This is a genomic window from Candidatus Zymogenaceae bacterium (assembly GCA_016931225.1).
Lineage (GTDB): Bacteria > Desulfobacterota > Zymogenia > Zymogenales > Zymogenaceae > JAFGFE01.
In genome coordinates this window covers 28404-41145 of the sequence record JAFGFE010000005.1, presented here as the reverse complement: position 1 = coordinate 41145, position 12742 = coordinate 28404, and the positions used below count along the sequence as shown (strand labels likewise).

13 protein-coding genes are annotated in these 12742 nt (G+C 53.1%); 11 read left to right on the top strand and 2 right to left on the bottom strand.

Translation table 11 applies throughout. The features are described 5' to 3' along the window. The first annotated feature begins 30 nt into the window (after positions 1-30). On the top strand, positions 31-810 hold the full coding sequence (locus tag JW885_01490) for a cyclase family protein (protein ID MBN1880820.1): 780 nt from the start codon (positions 31-33) through the stop codon (positions 808-810). A 63-nt stretch (positions 811-873) separates the two neighbouring features. On the opposite strand, the gene JW885_01485 is transcribed toward JW885_01490, so the two are convergent. Beyond that, on the bottom strand, positions 874-1239 hold the full coding sequence (locus tag JW885_01485; GenBank protein MBN1880819.1) for a VOC family protein: 366 nt from the start codon (positions 1237-1239) through the stop codon (positions 874-876). A 24-nt stretch (positions 1240-1263) separates the two neighbouring features. Next, positions 1264-2487 carry an NADH:flavin oxidoreductase gene (locus JW885_01480; protein ID MBN1880818.1) on the bottom strand — a complete coding sequence of 408 codons (1224 nt, stop codon included), beginning with the start codon at positions 2485-2487 and terminating at the stop codon, positions 1264-1266. Between the two features lie 524 nt (positions 2488-3011). Here JW885_01480 and JW885_01475 point away from each other — a divergent pair. The 10 genes from JW885_01475 (at position 3012) to JW885_01430 (ending at position 12735) form a co-directional block, all read left to right on the top strand. Continuing rightward, positions 3012-3386, top strand: coding sequence for a response regulator (locus JW885_01475; GenBank protein MBN1880817.1), 375 nt, complete (start codon positions 3012-3014; stop codon positions 3384-3386). Between the two features lie 10 nt (positions 3387-3396). Beyond that, a complete protein-coding gene (locus JW885_01470; protein ID MBN1880816.1) occupies positions 3397-4431 on the top strand; it encodes a response regulator in 1035 nt (344 codons plus the stop codon). Positions 4432-4446: 15 nt separating this feature from the next. Further along, a complete protein-coding gene (gene cheB / locus JW885_01465) occupies positions 4447-6249 on the top strand; it encodes a chemotaxis-specific protein-glutamate methyltransferase CheB (GenBank protein ID MBN1880815.1) in 1803 nt (600 codons plus the stop codon). A 43-nt stretch (positions 6250-6292) separates the two neighbouring features. After that, a complete protein-coding gene (locus JW885_01460; GenBank protein ID MBN1880814.1) occupies positions 6293-6676 on the top strand; it encodes a response regulator in 384 nt (127 codons plus the stop codon). After that, positions 6666-7499, top strand: a complete 834-nt coding sequence (locus tag JW885_01455) for a protein-glutamate O-methyltransferase CheR (GenBank protein ID MBN1880813.1) — start codon at positions 6666-6668, stop codon at positions 7497-7499. Before JW885_01460 ends, JW885_01455 begins: the two co-directional genes overlap by 11 nt. A 13-nt stretch (positions 7500-7512) precedes the next feature. Continuing rightward, entirely contained in the window at positions 7513-8004 is a 492-nt protein-coding gene (locus tag JW885_01450; GenBank protein MBN1880812.1) for a chemotaxis protein CheW, read from the top strand. Positions 8005-8074: 70 nt separating this feature from the next. Next, positions 8075-10420 carry a methyl-accepting chemotaxis protein gene (locus JW885_01445; protein MBN1880811.1) on the top strand — a complete coding sequence of 782 codons (2346 nt, stop codon included), beginning with the start codon at positions 8075-8077 and terminating at the stop codon, positions 10418-10420. A gap of 217 nt (positions 10421-10637) precedes the next feature. Beyond that, on the top strand, positions 10638-11012 hold the full coding sequence (locus JW885_01440; protein ID MBN1880810.1) for a response regulator: 375 nt from the start codon (positions 10638-10640) through the stop codon (positions 11010-11012). A 74-nt stretch (positions 11013-11086) separates the two neighbouring features. Further along, on the top strand, positions 11087-11911 hold the full coding sequence (locus JW885_01435; protein MBN1880809.1) for a HAMP domain-containing protein: 825 nt from the start codon (positions 11087-11089) through the stop codon (positions 11909-11911). Between the two features lie 26 nt (positions 11912-11937). After that, positions 11938-12735, top strand: a complete 798-nt coding sequence (locus JW885_01430) for a sulfite exporter TauE/SafE family protein (GenBank protein MBN1880808.1) — start codon at positions 11938-11940, stop codon at positions 12733-12735. Positions 12736-12742: the final 7 nt, after the last annotated feature.

Here is a 12742-nt window from a genome sequence, read left to right as displayed (position 1 = left end):
GACTGGCATTCATGGAAAGGAGTGTTGGGTATGGCGAGGAAATTTATAGACCTGTCAATTGCCATCGAGGACGGACTCCCCTCGGATCCGCCCCTGATGATCCCTCAGATTCAATACATAGACCACGATGCGGGTGCGGAGACCATGATCCCGTTCTTTCCGGGCATTGATCCCAAAAAGGATCTGCCGGACGGCAAGGGATGGGCGGTGGAACTTCTTTCGGTGAGCACTCACGCCGGGACGCACATCGACGCCCCGTGGCACTATCACCCCACCCAGGACGGGGGGAAGCCGGCCAAGACGGTGGACCAGATGCCCCTGGAATGGTGCATCTCTGACGGGGTGGTGCTGGATTTCAGAAAATACGCCGACGGCTACAAGGTGACCCCGGATGACGTCGATGAGGAATTGAAGCGCATCGGGTATACGGTCAAGCCGGGGGACGCCGTGTTGATCATGACCGGCGCGGATGAATACTGGGGGAAGCAGGAATACCTGATGAAGGGATGCGGCATGGGGAGGGATTCGACCCTGCATATCCTGAATATGGGCGTGAACGTGGTGGGGACCGACGCCTGGAGCTGGGATCGGCCGCTCCCCTATATCGCCCAGGAGTTTCAGGAAACAAAGGACCCCTCCCTCATCTGGGAGGCGCACTTCGCCGGCATCGAGAAGGGATATTTCCAGATCGAGAAGCTCACCAACCTGGACAAGATACCCCAGACCGGGTTTACCTTCTATTGCTTCCCGATTAAGATCAAGGGCGCATCTGCGGGATGGATTCGCGCTGTGGCGGAGGTGGACGCATAAGTTGAATTTTTATGCTTAGGACACGACGGGGGCGGGGATATTCATCCCCGCCCCCGTGTGCTTTTAGGGATTCATTGTCTCCCACAACCCCACAACACCCCCGGTGGGATCGGTGATGACGGCGAACCACCCAATCCCCGGCACTTCGGTCTTTTCCATCTCCACCCGTCCTCCCAGCGAAGTTGTGAGGGCCGTCTTTTTCGCCACGTCATCCACCTCGATGTAGGGAAGCCAGCGGGTCGGAATACCCGGCGCAGGCGTCTTCATGATGCCGCCGCCGGCGCCCCGATCCCCTACATGAATCAGGGTATAGACGTCCCCCTCCATTGGGATATCCTCCAGCGTCCAGTCCAGGAGCTTCCCGTAGAACTCTTTCGCCCTGACCGGATCGTCGGAGGTCAACTCAATGTGCACGAATGGATTTGCCATCGGTTCCTCCCTTGGGTGAAAAAATTAAGACATATTTTTCGTGTCGGCGCCTTTTACCTCCCCGATGCGGCGGCCGTGGTAGCATCTGAGGGGAGCTGCGGGGAGATATATCAGGCAGTGGTTGCACCTGATGCACGGGCTCGGTCGTGTGTCTCCTTCTTGGATCTTGTTGGGCCAGTGGGGCTGGATGATCAGCGGACGGGAGAGTGATATATAGTCGGCCCATCCCTCTTGAACGATCTTTTCCATCCGCTCGGGGCGGGTGACGCCGCCCACCGCGAAAACAGGTACCGAGACCGCCTCCTTGATGGCAATCGCGGCGTCCAGGTTGTACTCCTCGGAAAATGGCGTGGCGAAGAGACGTTTGCCGAATCTGCGGGTGAAAAAGCGCAGAAGCGGCCTTCCCCGAAACATCCCCAGGTCGTCCAGCAACGCGTCGATGGGGAGGTCTCCCCGGAGGGTCGTCATGCTGTCCTCTGCGATGCCGCAGCTCACCTCAATCCCGTCTATCCCCAGGGCGTCGAGCATCTTCGCCGCCTCGACGCTCTCGGTGAGGGTCAACCCCCGCCTCATGCCGTCGGTGGCGCTGATCTTGATGAGCAGCGGGTAGTCGTCTCCGACGGACTCCCGGCACGCCCCGACCACCTCGGTGACGAAGCGCATGCGGTTTTCGAGGGATCCCCCCCAGCGATCCGTCCTGCGGTTGGTGTGTGGGCACAGAAAGGAGCTGACCAGGTAGCCGTGGGCGCCGTGGATCTGGACGGCGTCGAAGCCGCTCTGTTTGGCCCGACCGGCGGCGGCGGCGAAATCGTCGATGACCCGCCGGATGTCGTCGGTGGTCATGGCCCGGGGGGTGATGAAGCTTGAGCGATCGGTGACCGCCGACGGGGCGATGGGGCGGGTGCCGATGGCCGCCGGCGTCGTCTGCCGGCCGCAGTGGGCTATCTGCGTGGCGATGGCGCCCCCCAGGGCGTGAATCCTGTCGGTGATGGATCGATACAACGGGATCAGGTCGTCGGTGTGGATTCCCAGGGCCCCTTCTTTTCTATACTTCCCGTCGTCCGAGACATAGAACATGCCGGTGATGATCAGCCCCGTACCGCCCCGGGCAAGGCGCTCGTACAGGGTAAGAAGATCGTCGGTGGGTTTTCCGTTATCACTGCTCATTCCCTCAAAGGTAGCGGAGCGTACGATACGGTTTTTCAATGTCATGGACTTGATACGGGTCTCTTCAAAGAGCGTTGGCATGGATTATTCCTCAATAGATGGATATACATACGGTTGGACGATCTGTTCACGATATTGAACATTGGCATGGTAAACCCTTTCCCTTCGGGAGGCAAGGGTTTTTTCAGGAGTATGATACATACAGGACATAATAAACACAGAGATTTTTCCGAAAAATGCAAAATTTTTTGCCATCTTGTATCATTCTAAAATGCTTTGTAATTTGTTGATATTATTATACAATATATAAATAATATATTCGAGGGAACAGGGATGTAAAATATTTTGCGTTTTATGGGTGTGTGGGTCAGAGAATTTATTTTTGCGGTCACACACACATGGCGAACAGTCTATCATATTGATATTACAGGACAATTCTGTTTATGCGGGAGGAGTTCCGTTGCGAAAAGTCGGTATTAGGCATGATTCTTGCAATTTTAATGATTCGAACAGCCGTCTTGTTTGTTCGTGCGCCATGTATGGCGTTCCAGGCGGTATCCCGATACCATATCGGTTTTTTTACTTCGTAATGAGTCAACTGTCACATGCATGCCACCAACAACGGAATTCTGATAGTACATGAGGAAAGCGCATACGCCGATTACCTGAAAAATAAAATCCTCGAGGATTATCCGGAAATTACGATAGAAACCGTGAACAGCGCGGAAAACGCCCTGGAAAGAATTAATGACCGGGGATTTGACCTTATTCTCTCGGATATCGCACTCACCGGTATGGGGGGAATGAATTTTTTTTTCAAACTGCGGGAACTCCATCCGGAGCTCAAGGTTGTACTCCTCTATGAATATATCAGTGAAAAGGAAAAAACGTTATTGGACAGGGGGGGAGTGTTCGGCTGTCTCGAAAAACCGTTTGTGATGGAGAGTCTTCAGGAGTTAGTTCGCGAGGTACTCGGATGAAGGTGACGGTATGGTAGATAAAAATATCAGGGTTGTGATCGTCGATGACGCGGAGTTCATGCGAAAAGAGCTCACCAGGCTCCTGGAGTCCGACGAGAATATCAAGGTGGTGGGATACGGGAAGACGGGACAGGAGGGGATCGAGGCCGTCAAAACCCTGAAGCCGGACGTGGTGACCCTTGATATCGACATGCCGGAAATGGACGGTATTACCGCGCTTAAGCATATTATGATCGAATGCCCCACGCCCGTTGTCGTGGTCAGCGCGCTGACCCATCAGGGGGACGTGACGTTCGAGAGTCTCAGACTCGGCGTTGTTGATTTTCTGCCGAAGCCGTCCGGATCGGTATCTCGAAATATTGAGTCCCAGAAGGAGGAATTGATACACCGTATAAAGATCGCGTCCACCGTTGATGTGGAGAATATCAGGCGGGTGAAAATCCAGGAATTATCCGATCGCCCACAGGTGGAGAATGCTCCATGGACGAAAAAGAGAATTATTGTCGTCGGGACATCTCTGGGCGGTCCGAACCATATTATCAGGCTGGTGCACCATCTGCCGAGGGACTTCAAAACACCAATACTCATCAGTCAGGATATTTCGCCGATGATACTCGAATCGTTTGTTGAAAAATTCAATACGGTATCTCCCCTCAATGTGGTTGTCGCCGCCGACAAAACGATTCTCAGGCAATCAACGGTGTATGTAAACTCACTCTCCAACAATATCGGCATTCATGAGGACATCTTTGAAGACACGTTTTATATAGAGAGTAGACCTACTGAAGGAAAACCCATAGATGCCATGATGATATCCGCGGCTGAAATCTTCGAGTCGGGAACGATCGGCATGCTCATTGCCGGGGTGAATCAGGATGGAGTAAAGGGTATTGAGGAGGTGTATCGAAGGGGAGGAACGACCCTTGTTCAGAGTTACGAGACGCACTTTCTCCCGGATTCGGACCGGGATGTCCTGGAACGGGGTCTGATAACCCAGGTGATCAATGATTTTCATGATATTCCTATTTTAAAGAACGATCTATAGAGATACCTGTGAACCATGAGTGATACAAAAAAAGTTTTAGTGGTGGATGATGACCGGGATCTTCTTGCATTCATCATCAAGAACCTCAAAGGATTCAGTGAAGGATACGAATATATCGAATGCGTATCGGGCGGAGACGCCATCGAAATAATCAGGTCCCAGGACATTGATATATTGGTTACCGATATCTACATGCCCGATGTCAATGGGTTTGATCTCTTAATGGAGGTAAAAAAACACCATCCTGAAGTTAAGGTCATCATGATGACCGGTTATTCAACTCCCGAGCTTCATAGTCAAGCCTTTCAGAACGGGTCTGTGGGGTATATCGAAAAACCCTTCGAACCGAAAGAGCTGTTTAGCCTGATAACAAGCGCCTTTGAAAGGAGCGTCGGAAGCTTCAAGGGGGAAATGGAGGGCATACAAATACCGGACATCATTCAGCTCAACTGCCTGGCCAGGGTGACGAACGCGGTGAGTTTTCGTTCCCAGGGCCGGGAGGGGATAATCTTTTTCGAGAACGGCGAAATAGTTCATGCGGAATCGAACGGGACCAAAGGCGAGCCCGCCTTGAAGGAGATACTGTCGTGGCCCGGTGGTCAATTTTCCACACAACGAAACACCGCTCCCATTGCCAAGTCCATTCATAAGAAGTGGGAACAATTGTTGATGGAAAACATAGTTACCCTCGACGAGATACACCGAAAGGATTTTGTGTTGGATGAGGAAATCATCATCGACAACACGGAAGGATCTTTTCTTTCGACCGGGGGAAGGGTGAAGGTGCTGGTGGTGGACGACTCCAAGATCATCGCCAAGGGGATTTCTGATATTCTCTCCGGTGACGAGGATGTCGACGTTGTGGATATCGCCCGGGACGGCAAGGACGCCCTGGTGAAGCTCGCCAAGCATCGGCCTGATGTGGTGACGATGGACGTCAATATGCCGGAAATGGACGGATTGACCGCCCTCAAGCATATTATGATCATGCAGCCGACGCCGGTGGTGATGCTGTCGGCGTATACGGTGGAGGGCGCAAAAACGACCTTCGATTCGTTTCGCTTCGGCGCGGTGGATTTCATCGCCAAGCCCAATTCCCGTCAGGACCTGAGTCTCGAAGATCAGAAAAGGAACATCATCGAAAAGATCAAACGGGCCGCTCAGGTCAGGATCAGCTCCATCCAACACATTCGAGTAACGGAAAGTGAAAGCGACGACACCGATATCTCGTCGCACAACCGGGCCGATAACGTGGTGGCCGTCGGGGCCGCAATGGGCGGGTATGGTTCAATGATGAAGATGATCACCAGATTCCCGAAAGATGTGAACGCCGCGGTGCTGGCGGTGCAGTACATGCCGAACGATATTGTCGGACCTTTTGCCGATTATCTCAACACCTTTTCCCAAATGATCGTCAAACCCGCCGTCGACGGTGAGGAGATTAAAGAGAGAGTCTGTTACATTACGTCCGACGGCAATTACATGACCGTTGTCGATGACAGCGGCACAAAGAAAATAAGACTCCATGAACGTCCTTTCGACTTCGAACATAAAAACTCCTTCAATATGCTTTTGCTTTCCCTGGCGGAGACCTATGGAGACAGGGCCATCGGAGTGGTTATGACCGGGGAACATGACGATGGGATTGAGGGCGCCCGGGAGGTAAAACAGATGGGTGGATTGATATTCGCCCAGGAGGAGAAGACATGCCTCTATCCCCAGATGCCGTCGGCGGTGATCGCGGACGGTATTACCGACGGCGTATTTCCGGATGTCAGCATTGCTTTTGAGCTTTCAAAGGCATTGAAAAAAAAGTAAGTTTTTTACTTAATTTATGTTATAAAAAAGCTATAAGGGCCTCATGTATCCTGAACTTCTGGTAGTGGACGATTCCAAGGTGATCCGTGATTCTCTGCGGGTGATTTTTCAATCGGAGGGATTCGTGGTGGATACCGCGGAAAACGGCGCAGAGGCCCTTGAGATGGCCCGGAACAATCGCTACAAAGGCGTTATCACCGATATTTTCATGCCGGTGATGGACGGATATGAGTTTATCGAGAGAATCAGGCGGATAGACGGGTATGACGTAATTCCCATAATAATCATCACGGTGGAAGAGGAAATAAAAAAACACCGGGAAAAGGGCCTCAAGGCGGGCGCCAACATTCACCTGGCGAAGCCGACGGAGCCGAAAAAACTGGTTACACATATGAAGATGCTGTTGGGAGATGATCTTGGACATTGAAGGTGTGAGAATGGTCAGGGACTATGTCCAGGAGATAACCGGTTTGAAACTGAAAGATGAGCAGCTGGGGATTTTTTCCAGAAAGCTTGCCGAACGGATTTCAGAGCTCGGTTTTGAGACCCCCTTTACCTACTATCTGGCGGTCAAGCACCGGTATAAAGATATTGAGCTGGTTAATCTGATTGACAAGATGAAAATCAGCGAAACCTTTTTTTTTCGGGAGGAGGAGCAGCTTGCCGCCCTGAAGGATCGGGTGCTTCCGGAAATCGCTCAGAGGGTGGGCACGAGAACGATACGTATCTGGAGTGCGGGATGTTCCACCGGCGAGGAAGCCTATACCTTGGCCATTCTTTGCCAGGAGCTCAAACGTGAGCGGCCGGATCTTCCCGATATGAAGGTCACCATTATCGCCTCGGATATAAACGAGATCGCTCTGGATTCCGCCCGAATCGGCAAATATAGTCAATGGGCGATACGGCACCTCCCCTCTCGATTTATGGGGACCTATGTATCAACGAAAAACGGCGGGTTCGAGGTAATCCCGGAGCTGAGGGAGATGATACAATTCATCCCGATCAATCTCAACGATGTGGCATCATGGGAGGCGCGGCGCGATTTTCATTTTGATGTGGTGTTTTGCCGAAACGTCCTGATGTATTTTTCGGATCAGCGGGTGCCGGAAGTCGTCAGGGGGATTTCCCACGTACTGGATGAGAATGGATATCTTTTTACAGCATCCACCGAATCGCTGATGCGGCACACCACGATATTTAAGCCGATGAAGATAATGAACACATTTGTATATAAAAAACGAAAGACATAGGAGGTGATGGAACATGGCCGAAGAAAAACGGGCCGAGGGGCTCGAAAGAGCGGGGGATATGCAGATTGTTACATTTTTCTTAAGTAACGAGGAATTCGGGGTTGACATCCTTCTGGTCCAGGAGATCATCCGGCCGACTACCATAACCGAGGTACCGAACACACCGGCGTTTCTGGAGGGCGTCATAAACCTTCGCGGAAAGGTGGTGCCGGTGGTGGACCTGCGCCGGCGTCTGGATCTGGAAATTACTCCGACTGACAAAGCCACCCGGATTATGATCATCGAGTTGGAGGAAAAGGTGACCGGTTTTATCGTTGATTCGGTCTCCAAGGTCATGAGCGTTCATACGGAGTCCATTCAGAGTGCGCCTGAAATGGTAACCGCCGGGGTGGAGAGCGAGTATATCTACGGCGTAAGCCGCCTGGAGGACCGGCTGATCATTCTTCTGGATTTTTCCAAGATACTCACCGATCGAGAAAGAGAGCAGTTGACTGGTGTTGAATAACATAAATTCCGCGGGGGCGCGAAAGGTCTCTCGCGGCATACATACCTGTGAATATAAAGGGGGATAGAAAATGTCTATTCGGTTAAAACTGATCGTCCTAATGATCGTCATCGCCCTTGTTCCGATGCTGACGATATCGATTATGGCGTATCAGCGAGTCAAATCGGATACCAACACGCTAATCGAGAGTGAGTTGACGTCCCTCTCGAATGCAGCGGGCGGTATCATCACCGAGTTTTTTGCAGAGCGTCGCAGTGACCATCGAACCTTCGCCAGTTACGCGGAATTCGAGCAACCGCTGGTGACCGGAGAGTTCTTCATCACGGTGACGCTCTTTGAGTCCCTGAAGGCGGAGCGAACCCGATTTCTTCACGATATCATGTATATCGACAACTCGGGCGTCTGCAAGGCCAGCACGTTTCCTGAAAACATCGGGAACAGTTTTATCAATGAGGACTGGTTCTCGGAGGCGATTGGCAATAATGACCCGGATAATGTTGTGGTCAAATATTATGAGGACCCCATCCATGGTCATATATTGATCGCTCTGTCCGGCCCGGTTATAAAGGGAGGGGTAAAGTACGGTGTGTTCGTACAGCTTATCGAACCGAATTATTTCACGGATCTCCTCACTCACACGAGATTCGGTGACACCGGTGAAACCTATATCGCAGCCCTGGATACCGGGTACATGGCCTCTGAGTCTCTCTTCGTTGCTGACCTGATACGTGAGGGACTGGTGAAAGAGACGGCGATCTTCGAGATCAACATCTCTGATCTGGAAAGCTACAAGCGAGGCGCCGAGCTGGCCGCTACCGTAGAGGAATACGTGGGCGGCAGAGAGGAGGAGCGTACTTTCGGCAGATGGGAGGACTACCGGGGTACGGACGTATTCGGCGTGGCCATCCCCGTTCCCCAGTACAACATGCTCATTGTCTCGGAATCTGACGTTGCGGAAGCCTACCGTACCCTGTCCGCCTCGCGAATATACGCCACGGTGATAACGCTTCTCATGGCGGTCCTGGTGGGAGTCGTGGCGTATTTCTTTGCCCGAAACATCTCAGGTCCCATCACCCGGTACTCCGACCAGATGGAGGCGCTGGCCGGCGCCGGCGCTGACCTGACACAGCGACTGGAGGTAACGACAAGTGATGAACTGGGGGTTTTGGCACAGAACTTTAATGAGTTCGTGGCCCGACTGGAGGGCATTGTTGCCCGGGTCGCCCAGGGCGCCGGAACGGTGCGAAACCTCTCCCAGGAAGCGGGGCCTATTGCTGAGAGAAATGCAAGCATTATGACGGAGCTCCGGGGAAAAATGAACGAGATCTCCGATATTACCGAGAGTGAGGTGGAGGCGTCCCGAACGGCCTTGAACCTGATTTCCGAAATGGCCCAAACAGCCCTGTCCGTCCAGGAGCGAGCCAACGCCCAGGCAACAAACGCCGCCCAGACATCTTCGTCGGTCAACGAGATGGCGTCGGCCATCAACGAGCTGGTGGAGCAGGCGAAAGGCGTTTCTGCGGGAGGTCTTGAGGCCACCGCCGAGCTGAGAAGGGCCCTGGAGATTGCCGGTACCGTGACGACAAACGCCGCGGGCGCCGCCGAGCGTGCCGAGAACGTGATGAGTATCGCCAGAGCCGGCCAGGAAGCGGTGCAAAGAAACGAGGTAGGTATTCGATCGATCTCCGAATCCACCGAGCAGGTGTTTGAGATCGTCGAGGTCATCAACGACATCGCCGAGCAAACCAACCTCCTGGCCCTCAACGCCGCCATTGAGGCGGCGAGAGCCGGCGAGCATGGGAAGGGTTTTGCGGTGGTCGCCGACGAGGTCAGGAAACTGGCCGAGCGTTCCGGTGAGGCCACCAAGGAGATTACCGACCTGATCCGAGCAGCGCATCGCGCCGTGGAAGACGGTACCCGGGCCGCCGGAGATGTGGCCATGGAGCTGGACCGGATTCTCAAGAATGCCGAGGAAACCACAGGTATCGCCCGGCAGAATGCAAACCTGGCCCGTGAGGCGACGGAGAGCCTTGAGTTCGGCGTGAAATCCGGCGAGGAGGCCACGGCAATGGCTGGAACGGTCGCCGAGGCCATGACCCTGCAGCTCAAGAGCATCGAGGAGGTGCTTCGCTCCATGGACGACCTGGCGTCTCTGGCCCAAGAAATCGTGGAGTTGACCACCGAGCAGGGACGGAGAACCCAGGCCTTCGAGGAGGTCATTCAGGATGTCGCGAGCCGTTCAGCCCGCATCAGCGAGAGTATTATCGAAGGCGTTCAGAACACCTCGGAGGTGGTTGAGGGAGCCGGTATCGTCCGGGAAAACGCCGAGACGATCCAGCGAATGGCCGGTACCAATGTTGATCTTATGAGCCAGTTCCGGTTCCGCACGGCGGACGAGATCGCGCGGGAGAAGTAGATACTGTGATACACCATTGACCCGGGAGAGGGAAGGATGATCCCTCCCCCGCCGATTTCCTTAAAGGTGATCCGTCATGGGGATAAACCGTTTTCGGGATATCTGTTCTCACTCGGTATGCGGGCGGTGTCCTATGTAAAGAGAGAAAGGGAGACCTCCCCGGTAGGTGCCGGAAACCATGAACGACTATTGACCAGAACCAAAGGAGAAACGACAGATGCCCAGGACCGTGTTAGTTGTCGATGACTCGACCTTCATGCGAAACCGTATTAAAGAGGCGCTGTTGGACGACGATATCGAAGTGGTGGGAGAGGCAAAGGACGGCGATGAAGCCGTGGAGTTGTTTCGCCGGCTTCAGCCGGACCTGGTCACGATGGATGTGACCATGCGAAATACCGACGGCTTTACCGCAGCGGAAACGATCCTCAAGGATAATCCGGACGCCCGCGTAATACTGCTGACCCTCCGACAGGAGGAGGAAAAGCATTTTCTTGAAGAGGCGGCGGAAAAAATGGGGATCAGAGCGGTGATCTTGAAGCCCTTTACCCCCGAGGAGCTCAAGGCCACCGTGGTCCGGGTCCTGAACGAATGAAAGGTGTTGCTGGGTATCAATTATGCGGAGATTAGCATCTTGATATTACCTTTGAATTCATGGGAAGGCATCAGATGAACGAAATAAATGGCGAGGGCGGCTCATCCTGGAACGGTGTTGATCGTCGGAGGGAAAAACAGAGAAAAGGAGAGAGAAGGAAACATAACTGGCGGGATGTGCAAAAAAAGGGTGAGCGTCGCTTCGGCGTGGAACGCAGGAAAAGTGAACGGAGGAAATCCGCGAAAGAGAAGCGTCAAAGCGCCATTTTCAGCGATCTGAAGAAAAAGCTGTTGATATATTTCCTGCTGGTGGTGTTCGTCTGTATCGCCATTACGGTGGAGTTGATTATCGAGGTGGGCGAGCCGAAGCTGACCGATCAGATCACCGAGATCATCATGGTTCAGGCCGAGGAACACACAGCTTTGGATGCTGTGGCGGGTTTTAATTTCGAGTCGATATATGAACCGCTGAATCACCTGCAGATACGTATGATCATTGTTTTGGGAATAGTGCTGGCGGCGGTCTTCTTAACCCTGTTTTTCTTTATCAAGGACGTGGCCGGTCCCCTGGACGAGATGGTACAGACGGCGAAGGAGATTTCCCGGGGAAATCTCGCAAAGACGGTGCCGGTGTATACGAAAGACGAGATAGGTCAGCTGGGTGGCATCATTAATGATATAACCGCGGATTTTCAGGAAGTTTTATTGATGGTTGGAAAGATCAGCCTATCCGCGGCGGACGCTACCGATGTTATTCATAACCGGGTGGAAGTACTCAAGGAAAAGCAAATCAGTGATGAAATTCAACAGCAGCTCAATGTCCTCTACAAGGACATCCGAGAGCTCAAATCGCTGGTGGAATCCTTTAGTTTCTACCAGATCGATCTTGACAAACTGTAATATGGGCATGGATGATGGAGCATGTGATGGAATTTCTCGCCCAGTCGTCGGCAAACTGGTTTATGTTTCCGATTTCCATCCTGGTGGCGATGACCGCCACTGGAAGCGGATTCGGCGGCGGGATTATCTTTCTGCCCATTTTTGTATATTTTCTAGGCATGACCGTGCCCGAGAGCGTCGGCACCGGCATGGTCACGGAGCTCGTCGGCATGAGCTCCGCGCTGGTGGGATACGTCAGACAGCGTCAAATCGAATTCAATATAGCCTTTCCGATGATCATGCTCACCATACCGGGCGTGATTATCGGTCTTCATCTGGCCCTGGTGACCAACGAGGCGATCCTCAAGGTGTTTTTCGGGCTGATCGTCGTGGGGTGCGCCATATGGACGTTTGTCTCCATGGCGGAAAAGAAATATGGAAATCGGGAGGGTTTGGGAACCGAGGAGATATATCCCTTCGCGTGGGTTCCGTTTTTGGGAGGGCTCTCCAGCGGACTCTCCTCGGTGGGTACGGCGGAGACCATCTTCCCGGTTCTGGAGCGTGTCTACAAACTCAACGTGCACCGGGCGGTGGCGACCACCGTGATGGTGGAGGCCATTGCCGGATACGTGGCCACATCAATCAATATCTGGGAGGGCCAGATACGTTGGGATGTGGCGATATTTACCATGACCGGCGTGTTGTGCGGCGGGCAGCTTGGGCCGATTTTAAACAGGTTCGCTCCGGAGGCGGTTCTCAAGATACTGTTTTCCATGTTTGTGCTGCTCACAGGCGCCAAGATGATCGCTGACAACCTCAGTATTATTATAGAAATGATGTATTAGGGAGCGT